Source organism: Dickeya sp. Secpp 1600 (genome assembly GCF_003049805.1).
GTDB classification, from domain to species: domain Bacteria; phylum Pseudomonadota; class Gammaproteobacteria; order Enterobacterales; family Enterobacteriaceae; genus Dickeya; species Dickeya fangzhongdai.
Window position 1 is genome coordinate 1,539,165 of the sequence record NZ_CP023484.1, and the last position, 21,920, is coordinate 1,561,084.

The 21,920-nt window shown below is 61.5% G+C and carries 16 protein-coding genes; all 16 read left to right on the forward strand.

Annotated features, from left to right (window positions below):
- Window positions 1-187: 187 nt before the first annotated feature.
- The 16 genes from tssB (at window position 188) to CPA59_RS07120 (ending at window position 21,892) form a co-directional block, all read left to right on the forward strand.
- Window positions 188-691: a type VI secretion system contractile sheath small subunit gene (gene tssB, locus CPA59_RS07045; protein ID WP_012770486.1), complete on the forward strand. Its 504-nt coding sequence runs from the start codon at window positions 188-190 to the stop codon at window positions 689-691.
- A gap of 31 nt (window positions 692-722) precedes the next feature.
- On the forward strand, window positions 723-2,201 hold the full coding sequence (tssC, locus tag CPA59_RS07050; RefSeq protein WP_038660504.1) for a type VI secretion system contractile sheath large subunit: 1,479 nt from the start codon (window positions 723-725) through the stop codon (window positions 2,199-2,201).
- 6 nt (window positions 2,202-2,207) lie between these two features.
- Window positions 2,208-2,639, forward strand: a complete 432-nt coding sequence (tssE, locus tag CPA59_RS07055) for a type VI secretion system baseplate subunit TssE (RefSeq protein WP_013317140.1) — start codon at window positions 2,208-2,210, stop codon at window positions 2,637-2,639.
- Between the two features lie 2 nt (window positions 2,640-2,641).
- Window positions 2,642-4,408, forward strand: a complete 1,767-nt coding sequence (tssF, locus tag CPA59_RS07060) for a type VI secretion system baseplate subunit TssF (protein ID WP_107758948.1) — start codon at window positions 2,642-2,644, stop codon at window positions 4,406-4,408.
- The gene (gene tssG, locus CPA59_RS07065) at window positions 4,372-5,385 is read left to right on the forward strand and encodes a type VI secretion system baseplate subunit TssG (RefSeq protein WP_039691354.1); all 1,014 of its coding nucleotides are present in this window, start codon (window positions 4,372-4,374) and stop codon (window positions 5,383-5,385) included. The genes tssF and tssG overlap by 37 nt, the downstream gene beginning before the upstream one ends.
- Before the next feature lie 2 nt (window positions 5,386-5,387).
- The gene (tagH, locus tag CPA59_RS07070) at window positions 5,388-6,602 is read left to right on the forward strand and encodes a type VI secretion system-associated FHA domain protein TagH (RefSeq protein ID WP_038918405.1); all 1,215 of its coding nucleotides are present in this window, start codon (window positions 5,388-5,390) and stop codon (window positions 6,600-6,602) included.
- Window positions 6,602-7,123 carry a type VI secretion system lipoprotein TssJ gene (gene tssJ / locus CPA59_RS07075; protein WP_038918407.1) on the forward strand — a complete coding sequence of 174 codons (522 nt, stop codon included), beginning with the start codon at window positions 6,602-6,604 and terminating at the stop codon, window positions 7,121-7,123. Before tagH ends, tssJ begins: the two co-directional genes overlap by 1 nt.
- A gap of 2 nt (window positions 7,124-7,125) precedes the next feature.
- A complete protein-coding gene (gene tssK, locus CPA59_RS07080) occupies window positions 7,126-8,463 on the forward strand; it encodes a type VI secretion system baseplate subunit TssK (RefSeq protein WP_038660487.1) in 1,338 nt (445 codons plus the stop codon).
- 16 nt (window positions 8,464-8,479) lie between these two features.
- Window positions 8,480-9,256, forward strand: a complete 777-nt coding sequence (gene icmH / locus CPA59_RS07085) for a type IVB secretion system protein IcmH/DotU (protein ID WP_038918408.1) — start codon at window positions 8,480-8,482, stop codon at window positions 9,254-9,256.
- 15 nt (window positions 9,257-9,271) lie between these two features.
- Window positions 9,272-11,890 (forward strand): type VI secretion system ATPase TssH, encoded by a 2,619-nt coding sequence (gene tssH, locus CPA59_RS07090; protein ID WP_107758949.1) that lies wholly within the window; start codon window positions 9,272-9,274, stop codon window positions 11,888-11,890.
- Between the two features lie 2 nt (window positions 11,891-11,892).
- Complete coding sequence (locus CPA59_RS07095) at window positions 11,893-13,431, forward strand: sigma-54-dependent Fis family transcriptional regulator (RefSeq protein ID WP_038918410.1); 1,539 nt, start codon at window positions 11,893-11,895, stop codon at window positions 13,429-13,431.
- Window positions 13,431-13,994 (forward strand): type VI secretion system-associated protein VasI, encoded by a 564-nt coding sequence (gene vasI, locus CPA59_RS07100; protein WP_107758950.1) that lies wholly within the window; start codon window positions 13,431-13,433, stop codon window positions 13,992-13,994. The genes CPA59_RS07095 and vasI overlap by 1 nt, the downstream gene beginning before the upstream one ends.
- Window positions 13,995-14,005: 11 nt before the next feature.
- Window positions 14,006-15,445 (forward strand): type VI secretion system protein TssA, encoded by a 1,440-nt coding sequence (gene tssA, locus CPA59_RS07105; RefSeq protein WP_107760772.1) that lies wholly within the window; start codon window positions 14,006-14,008, stop codon window positions 15,443-15,445.
- Between the two features lie 25 nt (window positions 15,446-15,470).
- Window positions 15,471-18,968 carry a type VI secretion system membrane subunit TssM gene (tssM, locus tag CPA59_RS07110; RefSeq protein WP_038918412.1) on the forward strand — a complete coding sequence of 1,166 codons (3,498 nt, stop codon included), beginning with the start codon at window positions 15,471-15,473 and terminating at the stop codon, window positions 18,966-18,968.
- A gap of 51 nt (window positions 18,969-19,019) precedes the next feature.
- Window positions 19,020-20,453, forward strand: coding sequence for a VasL domain-containing protein (locus CPA59_RS07115; RefSeq protein WP_107758951.1), 1,434 nt, complete (start codon window positions 19,020-19,022; stop codon window positions 20,451-20,453).
- Between the two features lie 71 nt (window positions 20,454-20,524).
- The gene (locus tag CPA59_RS07120) at window positions 20,525-21,892 is read left to right on the forward strand and encodes a tetratricopeptide repeat protein (protein WP_107758952.1); all 1,368 of its coding nucleotides are present in this window, start codon (window positions 20,525-20,527) and stop codon (window positions 21,890-21,892) included.
- Window positions 21,893-21,920 lie beyond the last annotated feature (28 nt).

The window sequence follows — 21,920 nt, forward strand, 5'->3', positions numbered from 1 at the left end:
CGGTTTAAGAATGCGTTGAGTGAATGCGCCGAGGCGGCGGGTTCTATTTCGTGCATATCGTCGGTCGAAAAACAAATAGCCTATTTGTTCGCTGAACAGCCTGGTCTGTCATGGATTCTGGCGGGTCGTTCAGTAGGATTCGACCTTGTTTTTTCGGGCCAGGGTGCCCTCACGTTGGTATTGACATATGGCAAAAGGAACTGACGGTGCATCTGTCGCACCAAAGGAACGTATTAATATCAAATATGTCCCGGCCACTGGTGGTCAGCAGGCGGAAATTGAACTGCCGCTTACGCTGATGGTGGTGGGAAATATGAAAGGACGCACAGAAGAGACGCCGATTGAAGAACGTCAAACGGTATCTATCGACAAGAATAACTTCACTTCGGTGATGAAAGAGGCAAACCTGGAGCTGAATTTCAGCGTGCCTAACCGTCTGGAAGAAGACAGCCAGGATGACCTTCCCGTCAAACTCAGCATTGCTTCGCTGAATGATTTCTCCCCCGATCGCATCGCCCAGCAAGTGCCGGAACTGCGCAAACTGCTGGAACTGCGCGAAGCCTTGGTCGCTCTGAAAGGGCCGCTGGGTAATATTCCCGCTTTCCGTAATCGCCTGCAGGATCTGTTGTCCAGCGAAGAAGCCAGAGAGCAGCTGCTCAAAGAGCTGGATCTGGTGAAACCCGCCGAATAATTGATTGTTACTGACGAGAAGGGAAACAAACATGTCAATGGTTGAAGAACAGGCCCAGACAGGCGCGGCCGGTGGTTCATCGTCGCTGCTTGAAGAAATCATGGCGCAGGCGCGCATCACCCCGGTGGATGAAGGTTATAACGTCGCCAAGCAGGGGATCGCCGCGCTGGTGGCCAACATTCTGGACAGCGGTAACGCGGCCGAGCCGGTGAACAAGGCGCTGGTCGACAGTATGATCGTTGAGCTGGATAAGAAACTCAGCAAGCAGATCGACGTGATTCTGCATGCGCAGGAACTGCAGGAGCTGGAATCCTCCTGGCGTTCGCTGAAACTGCTGATCGATCGCACCGATTTCCGCGAAAACATCAAAATCCTGCTGCTGCACGCGACCAAAAACGAGCTGCTGGAAGATTTTGAGTTCGCACCGGAAATTACCCAGTCCGGTTTCTACAAACACGTTTATTCCAGCGGCTACGGCCAGTTCGGCGGTCAGCCGATCGGCGGGGTTATCGGCGATTACGCGCTGACCCAGAGTTCGCCGGACATCAAGCTGATGCAGTATGTCAGCGCGGTGGGCGCAATGGCGCACGCGCCGTTCATCTCCTCCGTCGCGCCGACCTTCTTCGGCGTGGACAGCTTCACCGATCTGCCGTCCATCAAAGACCTGAAATCGGTGTTTGAGGGGCCGGCCTACACCAAATGGCGTTCGATGCGCGAGTCGGAAGATGCCCGCTATCTGGGCCTGACGGCGCCGCGTTTCCTGGCCCGTCTGCCTTATGACCCGGTAGAAAACCCGATCAAAGGGTTTAATTACAAGGAAGACATCAGCGCCAACCACGAACACTATCTGTGGGGCAACACCGCTTACCTGATGGGTACCGCCATCACCGATAGCTTCGCCAAGTACCGCTGGTGCCCGAACATCATCGGCCCGCAAAGCGGCGGCGCCATCACCGATCTGCCGGTGCACGTCTATGAAGCGATGGGCCAGTTGCAGGCCAAGATTCCGACCGAGGTGTTGATCACCGACCGCCGTGAATACGAAATGGCCGAAGAGGGCTTCATCACCCTGACCATGCGCAAAGACAGCGACAACGCCGCGTTCTTCTCCGCCAACTCGGTGCAGAAACCCAAGGTATTCGCCAACACCAAAGAGGGTAAAGAGGCGGAAACCAACTACAAACTGGGTACGCAGCTGCCGTACATGTTCATCATCAACCGTCTGGCGCACTACATCAAAGTATTGCAGCGCGAGCAGATCGGTTCCTGGAAAGAGCGTCAGGATCTGGAGCGCGAGCTGAACAACTGGATCAAGCAGTACGTCGCCGATCAGGAAAACCCGCCGGCAGATGTACGCAGCCGTCGCCCGCTGCGCGCCGCCCAGATCAAGGTGCTGGACGTGGAAGGCGAACCGGGTTGGTACCAGGTGACCATGGCGGTGCGCCCGCACTTCAAGTACATGGGGGCGAATTTCGAACTGTCCCTGGTTGGGCGTCTGGATAAGGAATAACGACTGATGCCGTCGCTCTCTGCCTGGGAGCGGGGATCTGCGGCCAGCCTGTTTGATCGTATCCGGGGAGAGGAGCGCCGTTCCTCTCCCGAAACGGAGTTGGAAGACTTGATCGAGTCGGTGAAACGCCAGCTCGATCAGGTACTGAATACGCGTCCCGGCAGTTGTCGCAGCGCACCCGAGCTTGGCGTGATTGATTTCAATGACGCCACGCAGGGCGGCGCGGATATCCGGGGCAAGATCCGTGAAGCGATCCGACAGTGTATCTGTCGCTTTGAACCGCGAATTGTCCATGTGGACGTCAGTGCGTCGGACTATCTGTCCAATCCGCTGGAGATGTCGTTTCAGGTCACCGCGCATGTGCGGCTGGAAGATCTGGAGCAGGTCACCTCCTTCAATATTCATATGGACAGCCACCGCCATTACAGAATGATGTGATTATGTCGCTGGAACATTTCTTCAGGGATGAACTCGCCTATTTGCGTCTGCAGGGACGCGAATTCGCCAGGGCACACCCTGAACTTACCCGATTTTTGTCAGAACAGACGACGGATCCGGATGTCGAGCGGTTGCTGGAAGGCTTTGCCTTTCTGACCGGCAGCCTGCGGGCGAAGATCGAGGATGAGTTTCCGGAACTGACTCACGGCCTGCTGGGCATGCTGTGGCCGAACTATTTGCGCCCGGTGCCCAGCATGACCATCATGCAGTTTTCGGTACTGCCCGGCGCCATCGCGCAACCGGCGTTCGTGTCGCGCGGCTGCGAGCTGGACAGCCTGCCGATCGACGATGTGGTCTGCCATTTTCAGACCTGCCACGATGCCTGGATTTACCCGGCGGATATCCGCCAGATCAACGCGCAAAGCGGCAACGACATGTCCGCCATCACGCTGGATATCGGCCTGCACGGGCCGTTGTCGCTGGGGGACTTGCAGCTCGATAAACTGCGTTTCTTCCTGGGCGGTGACCGCTATACCGCTTACGAACTCTATTTCTGGATCGCCAGCCAGCTGTCGCACATTGAGCTGGAAATTGACGGTAAACGCTTTCGCCAGGAAGCGAATGTGCTGAAAACCGTCGGCTTCGAGCGTGAAGACGCGATGTTGCCGTATCCCGGCAACGTCTACTCCGGCTACCGCATCCTGCAGGAGTATTTCTGTTTTCCGGAAAGTTTTCTGTTCTTCCAGTTGTCCGGCGCCAGCTGGCCTAATCAGCCGCTGATGGTGACGGATTTTAAACTGCACTTCTGCTTTGACCGGCCGTTGCCGGCGGAACTGAAAATCCGTCCGGACTCGTTCATGCTCAACTGCGTGCCGGCCATCAATCTGTTCCGCCATGACAGCGAACCCATCAATCTGGATGGTCGCCAGACCGATTACCCGCTCAAAGCCAGCTACCGTCACGCCGACAGTTTCGAAATTTTCTCCATCGACAAGGTGGAAGGCTGGGTGGAGGGCAACAACGGGCGTTCGCGCGGCATTCCGCGGCTCTATCAGCCTTTCGAAAGTTTCCAGCATCAAATCGAACGGGCCAAAGGGCGGCTGGCGCTGTATTACCGCATTCGGGTGCGTGAAGCGGTCAGCGGCGACGGCTTTGATCACCTGCTGTCGTTTGTGCGCGGCGACGAGAAAGAGGTGATCGATCTTGATGAATCCATTTCGGTCACCCTGACCTGCACCAACCGTTCGCGTGCGGCGCAGTTGCCGGTGGGGGCCATCTGCGTGCCGACCGGCAGTTCGCCGTCTTTCGCCACTTTCCGCAACCTGATTCGGCCGACCCGTCCGCTGCGCCCGGCGCTGGACGGCAGCCTGCACTGGACGCTGATCTCCAACCTGTCGCTGAACTATGTGTCGCTGCTGCGGCGTGATGCGCTGGTGCAGATTCTGCGTACCTACGACTTTCCCGCGTTGCATGACAAGCAGGCGGAGCAGGCGTCACGCAAGCGGCTGGCGGGGATCGAGACGATTGAAACCACGCCGGTGGACCGGCTGGTGCAGGGGATGCCGGTACGCGGGCTTAAGTCGGTCTTGTCGGTGCGGCAATCGGCGTTCTCCAGTGAAGGCGAACTCTATCTGTTCAGTACCGTGCTGGCGCATTTCTTTTCGTTGTACGCCAGCGTCAACGCCTTCCATCTGCTGGAAGTGGTCAACATCGATAACAAGGAGCGCTACCGATGGCCGGTGCAGATAGGTCAGCACTCGATGATGTAATGCCCGGTCAGGCGATGTTTCGCCAGGATGCGCGCCACTTCAACTTTTTCCAACTGGTGGAACTGCTTAACCAGATGGAGGGCGTCGATCTGGAGCAGGCGCTCGACTTCCGGCCGGAGCTGGAGCGCATTCGTTTTCGTTCCACCGCGTCGATTGGTTTTCACCCCAGCGACGTACTGCGGGTGGGGGAGGATGTCGACGGCCGGCAGGAGCTGGAAGTCGCGTTTCTCGGTCTGCACGGCAGCCAGTCGCCGATGCCGGGGTATTACCTCGAAGAGCTGGCGTGGGAGTACGCCCAGGGCGAGCAGAAACTGGGCGTGTTTCTCGATTTTTTCCATCATCGGCTGCTGACGCTGCTGCATCGCGCCTGGCGTAAATACCGCTATCACGTCCGTTTCCAGAATGACGGCGAGGACGGTTTTTCCCGGCTGATGTTCGCGCTGGTGGGGCTCGGCAATGACGCGGTACGCGACAGCCTGCCGGTCAACCGGGCCAAGATGCTGTCTTACGCCGGCCTGCTGGCCAGCCCCAGCCGTTCGCCGGAAGTGGTGGCCGGTCTGGTTATTCACTGCTTTGACCTTGAAGACGTGGAAGTCATCGCCTGGCAGCATCGCAAAGTGCCGATTTTCGAAGACCAGCAAAACCGGCTGGGGCGCGCCAACAGCGTGCTGGGCGGGGATTTTGTCATTGGCGACAAGGTGAATGACTGCGCCGGCAAATTCCTGCTCAAAGTGGATAACCTCAGTTTCAGCCGTTTTCTCAGTTTCCTGCCCAACGGCGAGCATTTTCAGCCGCTGGTGCGTTTTGTTTCCTTCATCCTGCGCGATCAACTGGCCTGGGACCTGCGCCTCGGTTTCGCCGAAGGAGAAGCCAGAGGCTTGCGGCTGGGCGATGACCAGAGCAGCCGTCTGGGATGGAGCAGCTTTCTCGGGCAGCCGCCGGCCGACCCGTATGTGACGATTTGTGTGCAGGAGTAATTGTGAACGAAAACAACCCACTCACTCTGGTGGTGCTCAACAGCGAACAGCTGGATATCAATTCGCAGGTGCAGCACCGGTTTGATCACCGCGGCGGCACGCTGGGCGCGTCGGAAAAAGATCAGTGGCAACTGCGCGACCGGCTTGGGGCGGTATTGCCGGAGCATGCGCGCATCGAACTGCAGGACGGCCAATTTTGTGTGTGCGACCTGAGCGGCCAGACCTTCATCAACGGCGCGTTGTCGCCCATCGGCCGTGACCGCCGGGTGTGTCTGGCGCATGGCGATGAGCTGGTGATCGGCCCGTTTCGGCTGGGGGTTTACCTCGACGATCCGGCGCGCGAGCAGGACATCGATCAGGTGCTGGGCCAGCGCCCCGGCGACGTGCTGGAAGGGTGGCTCGGCGAAGAGCGACACAGCCCGACCGTCGAAGAGACGACGGCGAGCCGATTTAATGACCCGTTGTGGGCGTTGCAGCAGGAACAGAGCCGCTCGCCGCTGGCAACGGAGGGTGAGCGCGGCGACGAACTGCCGACCTCGCTTTCTTCTTTTTCTGCCGTTGAGGACACCATGGATCAGAAATTTGTGGAATTACCGACCATTGATAACCCGCACGCCGGGGCGGGGCTGGGCGGGCAGGCGGACGCAGTGACGCTGGCGCCGCTGCTGCGCGGGCTGGGCGTATCGCTGAATACCGGTGATGAGCAGCAACTGCGCGAGATGCTTGAAGAGATGGGCCGAAGCCTGAAGGCGATGGTGGAGGGGTTGCTGACGCTGCAAGCCGACCAGGCGGCTCTGGCGGATACCCACCTGCGGCCGATCGAGGATAACCCGCTGCGGCTGGGGCTGGATTACACCGATACCCTGTCGCTGCTGTTTGCCGACGATAAAAGCCCGGTGCATCTGTCCGCGCCGGCGGCCATCAGTGAAGTGCTCAGTAATATGCAGGCGCATCACCGGGCCAACCAGCAGGCGATCGCCGTGGCGCTGGAGAGCATTCTGCAGGCGTTTTCGCCGGCGGCGTTGCTGGGCCGGTTCGAACATTATCGCCGTAGCGGCGAACGTCAGGCGCTGGACGACGGCTGGGCGTGGCAGATGTACCAGCACTATTACCGCGAGCTGACCTCGCCGCGTCAGCAAGGGTTCCAGAAACTGTTCCATCAGGTGTATGCGCAGGCCTATGACCGCGCGGTTCGCCAGCAACAGGAGCAGAAATAATGCTGCGAGCCTTATGGTTATGCGCCTTGATCCTGCTGCTTCCCGGCTGTTCCACGCTCGGCAAGATGGCGAAGGTGGCGGCCAATCCGGATATTCAGATAGGCAGCAACGATAACCAGCCGTCCACCGTCGGTTTCAGCCTGGTGGCGGAACCGGACGTTAACCCCAGCGAAAGCGGCGAAGCGGCGCCAATCGAGTTTCAACTGGTGATGCTGGCGGAAGACTCCCGTCTGCTGGCCACCGATTACGATCAGGTGACCACCGATATCGAAAAAGCGCTGGCCAAGAATTACGTCAGTCATCAGGACTACACGCTGCTGCCGGGGCAGTTCAAATACCTGCCGCCGGTCAAGCTGGATGAGAAAGTGCATTACATCGGGGTGATCGCCAAGTACGCCGATCCGGACAGCGCCGAGTGGCGCAAGGTTGTCAAGCTGAAAAACACCGGCCGCACTTATCAGCTTCTGGTGCATCTGCGCCGTGAAGAAGTCGAAATCAAGAAAGATCAAGAAGAAGAATAACTATGTCGAGCCGAAATCGGATTATTTGGCGGGAAGGGCTGTTCATCAAGCCGCAGCATTTCCAGCAACAGCAAAGACACACGGACTACGCGCTGCATGCCCGTCTTAGCGCGCTCAGCGATTATTTTTATGGCCTGCAGTCGCTGGCGATCAACGAGGAATACCTCAACTTCGGGCGCATCGCGCTGGTGAACGCCACCGGCGTGATGCCGGACGGCACGGTATTCAACATTCCGGGGGATGACGCGCTGCCGCAGCCGCTGGAGGTAACCGATGTGGCGCTGGCTAACCAGAAAGTCTATCTGGCGTTGCCGCTGGCGGTGAACGGCGTCAGCGAGGTGGGACAAACGGGCGCCGGCGTCGCCACCCGTTTGCAGTCGCACCGCCATGATGTGCGCGATTTGCACAGCGAAGGCGGCGACGTGGTGTCGGTGGAAGTGGGCAAGGTCAGCCTGCGGCTGATGCTGGAACGCGATGACCGCAGCGCCTACGCCTCGCTGGCGATTGCCAATATTCTCGATAAGCGGCCGGACGGCGGTCTGGTGCTGGACCCCAATTTCATGCCGTGCAGCATCAGCGTCACCGCCATTCCGAGCCTGAAACGCTTTTTGGGCGAGTCCGCCGGTCTGGTGGCGGAACGCGCCCGCAGTCTGTCTCAGCGCATCGCCGCGCCGGGTCAGCAAGGGGTGGCGGACGTGGCGGAATTCATGATGCTGCAACTGCTTAACCGCGCTCAGCCGCAGCTCTCGCATCTGGCGCGCCTCGGTACGCTGCACCCGGAACGGCTGCACGAAGCGCTGGTGCAGCTGTGCGGCGAACTGATGACCTTTACCGACGAGTCGCGTCTGCCGCCGGAGTTTCCCGCCTACCGTCACGAGCATCAACAATCCAGCTTTGAGCCGCTGATGATGGCGCTGCGTCAGGCGCTGAGCACCGTACTGTCGCCGCGCGCGGTGTCGATCCAGATGAAGGCGCAGCCTTACGGCGTGCGGGTGGCGCTGGTGGGCGACGCCGAGCTGATGACCAGCGCCGAATTTGTGCTGGCGGTGCGCGCCCGTATGCCGCAGGAGCATTTGCGCAAACAGCTGTTGCAGCAAACCAAGATCGCCTCCAGCGACAAAATCCGCGAACTCATCAGCCTGCAACTGCCCGGCGTGCCGCTGCTGCCGTTGCCGGTGGCGCCGCGTCAGCTGCCGTATCACGCCGGCTACAGCTACTTCCAGCTGGACAGACAAAGCCCGGCCTGGAAATCGCTGGTCACCAGCAACACGTTGGCGTTCCACATCGCCGGCGAGTTCCCGGAACTGGACATGCAACTGTGGGCCATCCGCGGCCAGTAGTTAACAGGAGGATCCCGTGAGTACCGACATCATCAAAAGCGATCAGTTGGGCGACCTGCTGTATGACAACGCCCGGCAACTGGATATGGATTCCGATTACTGGTTTCGCCTGCGCGGGCAGAGCATCAACCCGATGATCGACGCCGTTACCCCATTGCTGGGCATGGTGGAGCGGGTGCGCCAGCTGTCTGAATACGACGGCGTGGCGGAGCTATACCAGCGCGTGCAGTCCGAAATTCAGGCCATTGAGCAGGAACTGCATTCCCACGGTTACGAAAACGGCGTGATCTTGTCGTTTCGCTACATTCTGTGCACCTTCATCGACGAAGCGGTGATGGGGCGGGAGTGGGGGGGGCAGAGCGTATGGTCCGCCCATTCGCTGCTGACCCGTTTCCACAATGAAACCTGGGGCGGCGAGAAGGTGTTCGTGTTGCTGGAGAAGCTGCTGGATGACCCGACGCGCTACCGCGACATTCTGGAGTTTATCTATCTGTGCTTGTGCCTTGGCTTTGAAGGCCGTTACCGGGTGATGACGCAAGGGCGAGAAGAGCTGGACCGGGTGGTGCGCCGCTTGCACGACACCCTGCGTCCGGAGCCGGAAAATCCGCCGACGGTATTCCACCTCAATCTGGGGCAGCAGGCTTCCCGTTACCAACTGCGTAAACAGATTTCGCTGCGCACGCTGTTCATCGGCCTGTGCGTGGTGATGGCCGCGGCGTTTGGCCTCTATCACTACCAGCTAACCAACCAGACCCAGGACGTGCTGCGTCAACTGGGAGAATTATTACAATAACAGGAGCGTATTCTCGTGATTCGAATCGAACTGCCGATCCTGGTTGAGCGACTCAACCCGCTGTGCCGCCACATAATGGAAGAGGCGGCGGCGCTGTGCATTCAGCATCAGGGCGCGGAGATCCGCATTGAGCACCTGCTGCTGAAAATGCTGGAGACGCCGTTGTGCGACGTGCGTCAGATCCTTAAACGCGCCGGGATGGATGTTGACGAACTGGCGGCATTGCTGCAGCCCAATGCCGCAGACAAAGGGTTTGAGTCGGGCTATCCCTCGTTTTCGCCGCTGCTGGTGGAGTGGTTGCAGGACAGCTGGCTGCTGGCCTCGGCGGAACTCCAGCACGCCCGTCTGCGCAGCGGCGTGCTGCTGCTGGTGCTGCTGATGACGCCGACGCGTTATCTGTCGGCGGCGGTGACACGCCAACTGGCGCAGATTAACCGCGAACTGCTGCGTCAGCAGTTTGACGAATGGGTGAAAGATTCAGCGGAAACCGACGTGGTTTCCGCCGCTGGCGCGACGCCGGAGCAGGCGGCTGCGGCTACCACCCAACTGTCCCGCTATACCCAGAATGTCACCGAGTCCGCCCGTCAGGGCAAGCTGGACCCGGTATTGTGCCGCGATCATGAAATCGACCTGATGATCGATATTCTGTCCCGCCGTCGTAAAAATAACCCGATCGTGGTCGGCGAGGCCGGGGTGGGTAAAAGCGCGCTGATTGAAGGACTGGCGCTGCGCATTGTCGCCGGTCTGGTGCCGGAACGGCTGCGCGATGTGGAACTGCTGACGCTGGATTTGGGCGCGATGCAGGCCGGCGCGTCGGTGAAAGGCGAGTTCGAGAAGCGTTTCAAAGGCGTGATGCAGGAAGTGAAAGAGGCGCCGAAACCGGTTGTCCTGTTCATCGACGAAGCCCACACGTTGATTGGCGCCGGCAATCAGGCCGGCGGTCTGGACGTGTCCAACCTGCTTAAACCGGCGCTGGCGCGCGGCGAACTGCGCACCATCGCCGCCACCACCTGGAGCGAATACAAGAAATACGTGGAGAAAGACGCCGCGCTGTCGCGTCGCTTCCAACTGGTAAAAGTGGGTGAGCCGAACGTCGACGAAGCCACGGTGATTTTGCGCGGGTTGCGCAGCATTTACGAACAATCGCACGGCGTATTGATCGACGAAGAAGCCCTGCAGGCGGCGGCTAATCTGTCCGCGCGTTATATCTCCGGGCGTCAGTTGCCGGACAAAGCGATCGACGTGCTGGATACCGCCTGCGCGCGCGTCGCCATCAACCTGACCACGCCGCCGCGCGCGGTCAGCCAGTTGCAGACCCGTTTACATCAGCAGGCGTTGGAAATCGCCCAACTGGAGCGTCAGGGCCGCATCGGCCTGGGCGATACGGCGGAGCGGCTGGCGACGCTGCGTGACGCCAGCGAAACGGATGCGGCGACGCTGGCGCAACTGGAAGCCGACTGGCAGCGGCAGAAAACGCTGGTGCAGCAGATCGTCACCCTGCGCACCGCGCTGCTGGCTGATGAAGCGCCGGAAGATTTCGATGCCGCCGCGGCGGCGGCTGAACTGGCCGACAGCGAGCGAGCATTGGCCGAACTGCAACAGCCGTCGGTGCTGGTGTCCCCGCATGTGGATAAAACCCAGATTGCGTCGGTGATCGCCGAGTGGACCGGAGTGCCGTTGAACCGGATTTCCCAGGGCGAGCTGGACGTGGTCACCCGTCTGCCGGATTACCTCGGCGACAGCATCAAAGGGCAGCAACTGGCGATCGCCCAGTTGCACAAGCACCTGCTGACCGCTCGCGCCGACCTGCGCCGTCCCGGTCGACCGCTGGGCGCGTTTTTGCTGGTGGGGCCGAGCGGCGTGGGCAAGACCGAAACCGTGGTGCAGATTGCCGATCTGATGTTCGGCGGCCGTAATTATCTCACCACCATCAACATGTCCGAGTACCAGGAGAAGCACACGGTTTCCCGCTTGATCGGTTCGCCGCCGGGGTATGTCGGCTTTGGCGAAGGCGGGGTGCTGACCGAGGCCATTCGCCAGAAACCCTACTCGGTGGTGCTGCTGGATGAAGTGGAAAAAGCCCATCCGGACGTGCTCAACCTGTTCTATCAGGCGTTTGACAAGGGCGAACTGGCCGATGGCGAAGGGCGGGTGATCGACTGCCGCAATGTGGTGTTCTTCCTGACCTCCAACCTGGGGTTCCAGACGATTGTCAATTTTGCCGAGCACGTCAATGTTGCGGATCGACCGGGCGAACTGCTGGATGCGCTCTATCCGGAACTGGCGGCGTTCTTCAAACCGGCGTTGCTGGCGCGCATGGAAGTGATTCCCTACCTGCCGTTGGATCACGACACGCTGGTGGCGATCGTGCAGGGCAAACTGTCCCGTCTGGTTACGTTGCTGCAGCAACGCTTTGGCGCCGAGGTGGTTATCGACGCGTCGGTGCCGGAAGAGATCCTGCGTCTGGCGAACCGCAGCGAGAACGGCGCGCGCATGCTGGAGTCGGTGATCGACGGCGCACTGTTGCCGCCGGTGTCGTTGCAATTGCTGCAACGCATGTCGGCCGGTCAGCCGGTCAGCCGCATTCATTTCCGGGTGGAAGACGGCCAGTTCCGGTCCGAGGTGGAGGGCTGAGCATGCAATCAGCCCTCGATCTGGCGCTCTCGCTGACCCGTCACCGGGATGAAGCCGGCCTGTGCGACTGGCTGATGAGCACGCTGCGTGCCGCATGGCAGCCGCAGGGCGCGCTGCTGGGGATGGTGGATGTCAGCGGGCGCCAGTTGATATGCAGCGGCTGGGTGCATCACGCGCCGCTGTCGCTGTCGCTTGGCGTGGATGATTTCAGTCATCCGCTGGCTTATGTGTTGCTCAAGAATCAAACGCGCAGCTGGACGTCGCTGTACGGCGGCGCGCGTATCGAGCATGGCGGTTTTCGCCAGTTGCTGACCGACGCGGGCGCCGCCTGCGGCCTGTACGCCATGCCGTTGCAGGCGGACAACGGCAAACCGCTGGCGGTGCTGGCGCTGCTGGATACGCCGGAACGGCTGCAGGCGCTGGGGAAACATGGCGATTGCGCGCAACTGGCGCAGGTGTTTTGCCGTCAACTGGCGCTGATCCGCGATCTGGGCCGCAGCCGGCGCGAACAGACCGCGCTGCGCGATTCGCTGCGCCAGATTAAAGACGAAGGCGCGCTGCGGCGTGAGCGGGAAAAACGGGTGGCCGCCGGGCTGATTGGTCAGTCCGGCGCGGTGCGACAACTGCATCAGCAGATTTGTCAGGCGGCCAGCCACCGGTTATCGGTGCTGATTCACGGCGAAACCGGCGCCGGCAAAGAGGTGGTGGCCCGGCTGTTGCACCAGTGCTCCGATCGCGCCGAGCGGCCGTTTATCGCCATCAACTGCGCCGCTATTCCGGAAAACCTGATTGAAAGCGAGCTGTTCGGCTATGAGAAAGGCGCGTTTTCCGGCGCGCAAAGCAACAAGGTCGGGCTGGTGGCGCAAGCCAACGGCGGCACGCTGTTTCTGGATGAAGTGGGCGATATGCCGCCGCTGATGCAGGCCAAGCTGTTGCGGGTATTGGAAACGCACAGCTTCCGGCCGCTGGGCGCCGGGCAGGAGCAACATTCCGATTTCCGGCTGATCGCCGCTACGCATCAACCGCTGGAACAACGGGTGGCCGAAGGCCAGTTCCGTCAGGATCTCTACCATCGTCTGTGCCAGTGTCTGGTGCAGGTGGCGCCGCTGCGCGATCGCCCGGACGACATCAGCCTGCTGTGCGAACACTTCATCGGGCAGTTCGCCCGCCAGCAGCAGAAAAACCTGGGGCCGTTGCACCGTGCGTTTCTTAAACAATTGGTGGGCTACGACTTCCCCGGCAATGTGCGTGAGCTGAAGAACCTGCTGGAGGTGGCCTGCGCCCATACGCCGCAAGGGCAGCCTATTCGTCTGGAGTCGCTGCCGCCGGAGTTGCGTGAGCGGGTGTGCGGCGAAACCGCCGCCGATAGCGATGCTTTCCACCACATTCAGGATCTGCGCATCGCCACCCAGCAGTATGAAGCCGCGGTGATTGCGGCGCGTCTGCGCCAGTTTCAGGGCAACCGGCTGCTGGTGGCGGAGAGCCTGAATATTCCCAAACGAACCCTGGATCACAAGTGCCAGAAACTGGAGGTGAATTGATGATGCTGACGATGGTGCCGCTGCTGATGGCGGCGGTCGGCTCGCCCGATCCCGCCTGGCAATCACTGTGGGAACAGTGCCGCAATGAGACGTCGCCGCAGGTGCGTCTGGCCTGTTATGACGCGCTCGGACGCGAGACGGAACGCGCGGGCGCTGTGCCGCCTGCTACGAACAATGGCGCGGCGGGGGAGAACGCATTTCGTCTTAACCGCGAGGCGGTCAATGGCGACCTGACGCTGACGCGGACGCTGGCGGACGGCAATACGCTGGTGATCAGCTGCGCCAGCAGCATTACCCATCTGCGGCTGACGCTCAGCCAGCCGTGGCCGGGCGACAACGTCACCTCGCAGCTTGACGGCGCCGGCGCGCCGGATAACTGGTTTGTGCGCAACCGCGGCACGCTGCTGGAATTCGGCCGCGGCCTGCCGGCGATCGACGCGCTCAAGCGCTGGGTCGGCCACCGGGAGCTGGTGCTGAATGGCGAGCAGGGTCATGCGCTGCGCATCGATCTCACCGGGCTGGGCGAGGCGCTGGCGCCGTTACGCCAGCAGTGCCGCTGGTAGGAGCGATGAGCATGCATGCACACCCCTGGTGTAAGCGACTGTTGACGACCCTGCCCGACGAGGCGCTGCGGGCGGCGGTGGCGGCGGATGATCCGCTGTGGGAACAGGTGGAAACCGAGCTGGTCAAGCTGGGGTCGCTGGCGCACAGCCAGGTGGATCTCAACGCTGTCGCCGGTCAGTGCCTGACGCTGCTGGAAAGCCGTACCAAAGACATGCGCGTGCTGGTGCAACTGCTGCGCTGCCTGCAGCACCCGGCCAAAGCCACCCCGTTCGCCACCGCGATCATGCTGCTCGACAGCTGGCTGGACGCTTACTGGACGCTGGCGTTTCCCGCCAGCCCGGTACAGAAACAGAAGCTGATGGTGCAGATCATCCGCCGTTTTGAGGGCGTGCTGCCCCGTATGGCGGAAAACGCCTCCGGGGCGGAACTCAGCCAGTTGCATCAGTTGGCGGAACAACTGGCGGCGCGCTGGAGTGCGCTGGCCGCCGACAAAGCCGACCTGACCGACGAACTGGTGGCGGCGCTTCAGCGCGCCCGCCAACGCCATCAGGCACAGGAGAAAGCCAATCAGGCGGCTGAGCCGGCGTCCGGCGGGTCGGGCGGAACAACCGGGGACGTTGCCGCCGCTGGCGGCGGTCATGGGAGCGCCGCCGGGGCGACCAGCGCGGTCGCTACGGTGGAAATCAACAGTTCGGATGACCGCAACTGGAAGCAGACGCAGCTTAATGTGGCGGCGCTGCTGGTGGAGCGTCAGCCGGAATCGCCGGTGGGATATCGCCTGCGCCGCAACGCGGTCTGGGCCGGGATCGCCACGCCGCCGACGGCGGCGCGCGGTAATAAGACCCAACTGGCGCCGGTGTCGCCCGACCGGGTGGATGAGTACCAGAGCGCGCTGGCACAGGCGGATCTGGCGTTGTGGAGCAAGATTGAACAGAGCCTGACGCTGGCGCCGTACTGGTTTGACGGCCACATGCTGTCGGCGACGGTGGCAACCCGGCTAGGGCATGGCGCGGTCGCCGGCGCCATCGCCGATGAGCTGTCGGCGTTTCTCGCCCGGCTGCCGGAACTGCGTGAACTGGCGTTCAGCGACGGTTCGCCGTTCCTGTCCGCCAAATGCGCCCAGTGGTTGCAATCGGCCCAGCCGGCACGCGGCGGCGGCGGTCAGCGGCAGGACGACCTGGCGGCCGAGGCGGCGGCCTGTTGCGCCGAGCAAGGGCTGGGGGCGGCGCTGTCGCTGCTGGATGAACGTATTCGGCGGTTGAAAGAACCGCGCGAGCGTTTTTGCGCTGAACTGGTGCTGGCGGATTTGCTGGCGGAAGAAGGCATGAAAGCGCTGGCGGCGCAACATTATCAGCACCTGTGGCAGGAAAGCGAGCGACTGGGCCTGATGCAGTGGGAACCGGGAATGGTCAGCCGACTGGAACGGCTGGGCGCGTCCCGCAGGAAATAAGACATTCGGAGTTGAATGGTCACTTATGTTGAAAATAATCATTACCTTTCTGCGGCAACAGTTGCCGAAACTGAAACCTTCCTGGCTGCTGCTGGGGGTGGTGGTATGGGTGGTGGCGCTGGTGCTGGCCTGGTGGCTGGGGCCGCGTCTGACCCTCGGCGACATGCGCCCGCTGCAAAGCGTGTGGGGCCGCGTGGTGTTCACGCTGATTTGGCTGTGGCTGGGCTTTGCCTACAGCGCCTGGCGCGTCTGGCGCCGGGTACAGCAATTGCGCGCGGAACGGCGTGAACAGCAGATTATCGAGCAGGACCCGCTGCAGGTGTACGTCGACAGCCAGCAAACCTTTCTGGACCGCTGGTTGCAGGCATTTCAGGCCCAGTTGGGCAAAAAGGCGCTGTACGCCATGCCCTGGTATCTGGCGATCGGCCTGTCCGGCAGCGGCAAAAGCAGCCTGATTCATCGCGCCAATCCGGCCAACAAGCTCAACCCGAAACTGGATGCGGAACTGCGCGAAGTGGCGGGCGGTCAGCAGGTCAACAGCTGGGTCGGCGAGTCGGCGGTGATCTGGGACCCGAGCGGTCAGCTGCTGGCCCAGCCGGAAGTCGGGGCGGAGCCGTCGGCCGGGCGTCATGCCCGCCTGTGGCAGCATCTGTTGCAGTGGCTGAGCCTCAACCGTCGTCGCCAACCGTTGAACGGGCTGGTGCTGACGATCGATTTGTCCTGGCTGTCGCAGGCCAGCGTGTCGGAGCGTAAGGCTTATGCGCAGGTGATGCGCGCCCGTTTGCAGGAAATCGCGGTTAACATCAACACCCGTCTGCCGCTGTATGTGGCGCTGACTCGCCTGGATATGCTGCGCGGCTTTGACGTGGTGTACCGCTCGCTGAACCGGGAAGCGCGTCAGGCGGTGCTGGGGGTGACGTTTACGCCGCAGGCCAGCCACGGCAAAGGCTGGCTGGAAGAGCTGGAGCGCTTCTGGGACGACTGGATCACTAACCTCAACAATAATCTGCCGGAAATGCTGCTCACGCAGTCGGAGCGCGGCGTGCGCAATACGCTGTTCACCTTCGTGCGCCAGCTGGCCGGGCTGAAGGATTACGTGACGGAAGTGCTGAACGAAACGCTGGCGACCGGCGACGACCGCGCGTTTCTGGTGCGCGGCGTGTATGTCAGTTCGGTGTACCAGCAAGGCGTGCCGTTTGACGCCTTCGCCCAGTCCGCCTCCCGGCGTTATCAGTTGCCGGAGCCGATCAACGCCGCCATGCGCGGCGAGTCCAATACGTTCTTCGTCCAGAAGCTGTTTCCGGAGGTGATTTTCCCGGAAGCCAGTCTGGCGGGGGAAAACCGGCTGCACAGCCTTTATCGCCGCCGCCGCATGAGCATCGGCATTACCTGCATGGTGCTGTTCGGGCTGGCGATGATCGGCAGCTGGCACCATTTCTACCGGGTGAACGAAGAGGCCGGGCGTAACGTGCTGACCAAGGCGCAGGCGTTCATCGGCACCAACGAACTGGAAGGGCAGGCGGGGTACGGTTACCAGCAACTGCCGCGTCTGAACCTGATCCGCGACGCGACCCTGTCGTTCGGCAACTACCACGAACGTACGCCGATGCTGGCCGACCTCGGCCTGTATCAGGGCGATAAGATCGGCCCTTACGTGGAAGGCTCCTATCTGCAGATGCTCAACCAGCGTTTCCTGCCGGCGGTGATGCAAGGGCTGCTGGAGGACCTGAATCAGGCGCCGGCCGGCAGCGAGCAGAAACTGACTATTCTGCGGGTGATGCGGATGCTGGACGACGCGTCCGGGCGCAACAAGACGCTGGTGGAACAGTTTATGGCGCTGCGCTGGCAGAAAGCGTTTCCGGGCCAGGGCAAGGTGCAGGAGCAGTTGATGCAGCATCTGGATTACGCGCTGGATCATACCGACTGGCACCAGTCGCGCGAGCAGAAGGATACGGTGGCGATCTCCACGTTTGCGCCGTTTGTGGACCCGATCGCCAGCGCCCAGCGCGAGCTGAGCAAGCTGCCGATGTATCAGCGCGTCTACCAGAGTCTGGTGATGAAGGCGACGCAGGTGCTGCCGCCGGATCTGGCGATTCGCGACGAGGTGGGGCCGACGTTTGATTCGGTATTCACCCTGCGTAACGACAAGGCGGGCACGGTGCCGCGGTTGCTGACCTATCCCGGTTTTAGCGATTTCTATCTCAAGCAGGACAAGGCGCTGCTGGACCTGACCGCGCTGGATGCCTGGGTACTGGGCCAGCGTGAACGCGCTCACCTGAGCGAGGCCGACCGTAAGGAGATCCTGCGTCAGGTGAACGACCGCTACATCACCGACTACATCAACCAGTGGCAGAAAGTGCTGGCGAATATTGATGTACAGCCGCTGGAAAGCCCGGAACAGGCGCTTAACGTCCTGACCGATATTACCGGCAACGACCAGCCGTTCCAGCGCGTGTTGACCACGCTGAGCGACAACACCCGTATCCGCAAGCTGGCGGATGACGAGAACGACACCGCGCAAGGCATCAATACCCGCATCGGTCGCCCGTTCATGACCATCAACGCCGCGCTGAGCGGGCGGGGCGATCAGGGGCCGCTGGTGCAGGAGGTCAATCAGAAGCTGACCGATCTCTACCACTATCTGGATCAGATCGTGAACGCCACCGATCCGGGGCAGGCGGCGCTGAAAGCGGTACAAGCGCGTCAGGGCAACAAGTTCGCCGATCCGGTGTTCGCGTTGCAGCAATACGCCCGCAGCCTGCCGGCGCCGCTGGACCGTTGGGTCGGCCAACTGGCGGGAGAAAGCGCCAGTCTGGTGACCGGGCTGGCGATGTCGTCGCTCAATCAGGAATGGCTGGACAAGGTGGTGACGCCGTTCAACGAGAAACTGGCGGATCGCTATCCGTTCAATCCGTCTTCCGACAAGGATGTGCCGTTGTCCGAGATGGAACGTTTCTTCGCCGCGGGCGGTACGCTGGACAGCTTCTACCAGACCAACCTCAAGTCGATCATGGAAAGCGGCATGCTGGAAGGGGAAGGCGCGTCGCCGTTGCAGACCGAACTGGGGAAACAGCTGGACCGCGCTACCCGTATCCGTCAGACGCTGTTCAATGCGCAGGGCAGTCTGGAAGTGCACTTCGTGGTGGAACCGGTGGAACTGACCGCCAACAAACGCCGCAGCGTACTGAATCTTGACGGACAGTTGCTGGAGTACAGCCACGGACGCCGGACCAAAACGCCGCTGGTGTGGCCGAACAGCATGCGCGACGGCGCCGAAAGCAAGCTGACGCTGGTGCCGGATGACCGCGAGCGCTCGCCGCGCAGCCTGAGCTTCACCGGTCCGTGGGCGATGTTCCGCCTGTTGACCAACGGCCAGCTGACGCAGGTGAACGACAACACCTTCGACGTGCGTTTCTCGCTGGAACAAGGCGGCATGACCTATCGCGTCTATACCGACGCCAGCCATAACCCGTTTGCCGGTGGTCTGTTCAGCCAGTTCAAACTGCCTGATTCTCTCTATTAACTCTGAGGGCGCATGCGCGATGCGAATGCGCCCGTAGTCGGATGATGTGATATGCAAGATGCACAACAGGCCCTGAAAGTGGGCCGCGATCCACGGATGCTGCCTGAGTACGAGGCGTTACGCGCGGAAATCAACAAGCTGAGCCATGCCTCCCGCCCGGAAGTGGACTGGATGCGGGTGCACGATATGGCGACCGCTATTTTTGAGAAACAGGGCGTCGACCTGCAAACCGCCATCTATTTCACCCTGGCGCGTTCGCGGCTGGCCGGGCTGAACGGTTTTACCGAGGGCTGTGAATTTCTCGCCAACCTGATCGTGACCCAGTGGGAAAACTTCTGGCCGCCGGTACATCAGGAGCGGGCGCGTATCGAAATTCTGGACTGGTTTATCGCCCGCATCAGCGAGGTGATTCGCCAGTACGCCATCAGCCACGAACACAAGCGGCTGGTTTATCGCTGCGAACGCGCTCTGCAACTGATGAGCGAAAAGCTGCACAATTCCGGCCTGAGCCGCATCCCCCGGGTGGAAAACCTGCTGCACTTTATCGAGGGTTACACCCACCTGTTTGACGAAACCGAGATTGTGATTGTCTCTGACGATCAGACGCTGAAAAAACAGCAGGATATGCAGATTCCGCCGATGGTGTTCTTCCAGTCCGACATGGAACCGGGCGGGATGGCGTCCGCGGCAGCGGCGGCCCAGCCGGCGCTGCCGTCGGGCAGTATTCTGGTCGGGCGGGAGAAAGGGCAGATGAAACCGACGGTATTGAAGATTGAAGCGCACCGTAAGCAGAAACCGGCCTGGTTCTGGTTTGTCTGCGGCGTGCTGACCTGCGGACTGCCGGTCGCGGCGGTGAGCGGTTGGCAGTACTGGCAGGATCAAAAAGCCGAGGCGCTGGCGCTGTTGCAGCAGCCGGCCTATGCGCTGCCGTCCGCGCCGGATCACAACGATATCCGCCGGGTGCGCATCGTGCTGGGCGAGCAGAAGCTGCAAGGCATGGAAGGGGAGCTGATCAACCGTTATCAGGCGCAACTGGAGCAGGTCAAGAACGCCTCGCCGTTCTATCTGTACCAGTATGGCGAAGGGCTGAAAGGCGTTATGCAACAACTGTATCCGGATTCGCTGGCGGTCAAGGAGATGGACCGTCAGTGGCAGATCGCCCTCGACCGGCAACAAGGGGACAAGCCGCCGCGCGTCAGCGGCTACGAGCAGGCGCGCGCCGGGGTGGGCGAGACACTGCAGCAATTGCTGGATCTGGAGAAACAGCGCCGCACGGTGACCATTTCGTATCTGAAGTCACAACTTTATGATATTCAGAAATATTTTGCTTCCGATGTGCCATTTAGCATCCGTTTACGGACGATGGAGGCGCGCAAGGCCGCCCGCCAGCCGCTGACCCCGGCGGAACTGCGCGGCATGGAAGATGAACTGCGTGCTTTCAATATCCGGCTGTACCGGTTGCAGCAAGGCGATAGCGGCAGTTAAGGCCGCCGCGCCGGGCGGGATGGCGCTGCCCGGCGGCGTCGCCGGATGTCTCCAGGGGTAACGACGGTAACATGATGAGAAAAATACGATTATTGACGGCGCTGTCCGTGTGTCTGCTGGCCGCCTGCCAGGCGCCGGTGTCGTCGCTGTCCGACGCGGATTTGCGTAAGTCGGCACAGAGCGGCAACGGAGAAGCGCAGTACCGGCTGGCGAAGCAACTGGCTTCCCGTTCACACTATGGCGAAGCCATGCAGTGGATGCAGAAAGCGGCGGATCTGTCAGACCTGTCCGGGCCGCGGGAAAGCCGGGCGCTGGCGGCGCTGCAGGTGGGCGACTGGTATCAGGCCGGGCTGGGCGAACCGAAAAATACGCCGCTGGCGCGCCAGTGGTGGCAGAAAGCTTCCCGACTGGGCAGCGGCGAGGCCGGCTACCGGCTGGGAACCGATTGTCAGGCGCAGCATCAGGGCAAACTGGTGGCGGCCTGTCTGGACGCGTTCGAACGCGCGGCCGACAACCAGTATGCGCCGGCGCAGCTGGTAGTGGCGCAGTGGTATGCCGCCCATCCCGGCGCGGAAGAAGAGGCCGCCGGATGGGTAGAGAAAGCGGCGGATCTGGGCAACCGGGACGCGCAGTACCAGCTCGGCCAGCGTTATGAACAAGGGAAAGGCGTGGCGAAGCGGACCGACCTGGCCGAGCGCTGGTATTTCCGGGCGGCGGACAAGGGGCAAACCCAGGCGCAGTTGTGGATGGCCCGACACGCCGACGGTAAAGACGCGCTGGACTGGTATCAGAAAGCGGCGGCCGGTGGCGAGGCGACGGCGCAACTGTGGCTGGCGCAGGCGTATCGCCGTGGCGATCACGGGTTGTTGCAGAACGACAAGCAGGCCAATTACTGGCTGGAGCGCGCGTCCGGCAAGGGCAATGGCGAGGCGGATTACAAGCTGAGCCAGATACAGACCGATAAGGCCAAACGGGAACAGTATCTGGTGCTGGCGTCGTCGGCCGGCTATGTGCCGGCGCAGCGCGAACTGGGCGACTGGCTGCTTAAGCGCGGCGAGCTGGAACGGGCTCGCGAGGTGTTCGCCAACGCGGCGGCGACCGGCGATACTGAATCCCGACTGGCGTACGGCGAGATGCTGCGGCTGGGGCAGGGCGGCAAGGCGGACTATGTGGAAGCGATGAAACAGTATCGCTTCGCGGCGCATGACGGCAACCGTATGGCGCAGTATCGTATGGGGATGATGCGGCAGGATGGGCTGGGCGCATCGCGCAACCGTATTCATTCCTACGCCTGGTACTCGCTGGCGGCGACCGAAGGCATGGCGGAGGCTATCGCGGCTCGCAATGATCTGGAAGCCACCATGCAGCCGGATGAAATCAAGGCCGGGCAGAAACTGGCCATGCACTGGTCGACAGGCAAGGAGACGGATACACAGTGATTCGATGGGTAAAGTGATTCGATGGGTA

Excerpts from the sequence above, each read along its gene's own strand:
- tssF (WP_107758948.1), top strand. The coding sequence starts at position 2,642 with ATGTCGCTGGAACATTTCTTCAGGGATGAACTCGCCTATTTGCGTCTG.
- tssE (WP_013317140.1), top strand. The coding sequence starts at position 2,208 with ATGCCGTCGCTCTCTGCCTGGGAGCGGGGATCTGCGGCCAGCCTGTTT.
- CPA59_RS07120 (WP_107758952.1), top strand. The coding sequence starts at position 20,525 with ATGATGAGAAAAATACGATTATTGACGGCGCTGTCCGTGTGTCTGCTG.
- tssA (WP_107760772.1), top strand. The coding sequence starts at position 14,006 with ATGCATGCACACCCCTGGTGTAAGCGACTGTTGACGACCCTGCCCGAC.
- tssK (WP_038660487.1), top strand. The coding sequence starts at position 7,126 with ATGTCGAGCCGAAATCGGATTATTTGGCGGGAAGGGCTGTTCATCAAG.
- tssG (WP_039691354.1), top strand. The coding sequence starts at position 4,372 with ATGGCCGGTGCAGATAGGTCAGCACTCGATGATGTAATGCCCGGTCAG.
- tssB (WP_012770486.1), top strand. The coding sequence starts at position 188 with ATGGCAAAAGGAACTGACGGTGCATCTGTCGCACCAAAGGAACGTATT.
- tssM (WP_038918412.1), top strand. The coding sequence starts at position 15,471 with ATGTTGAAAATAATCATTACCTTTCTGCGGCAACAGTTGCCGAAACTG.
- CPA59_RS07095 (WP_038918410.1), top strand. The coding sequence starts at position 11,893 with ATGCAATCAGCCCTCGATCTGGCGCTCTCGCTGACCCGTCACCGGGAT.
- vasI (WP_107758950.1), top strand. The coding sequence starts at position 13,431 with ATGATGCTGACGATGGTGCCGCTGCTGATGGCGGCGGTCGGCTCGCCC.
- tssJ (WP_038918407.1), top strand. The coding sequence starts at position 6,602 with ATGCTGCGAGCCTTATGGTTATGCGCCTTGATCCTGCTGCTTCCCGGC.
- CPA59_RS07115 (WP_107758951.1), top strand. The coding sequence starts at position 19,020 with ATGCAAGATGCACAACAGGCCCTGAAAGTGGGCCGCGATCCACGGATG.
- tssC (WP_038660504.1), top strand. The coding sequence starts at position 723 with ATGTCAATGGTTGAAGAACAGGCCCAGACAGGCGCGGCCGGTGGTTCA.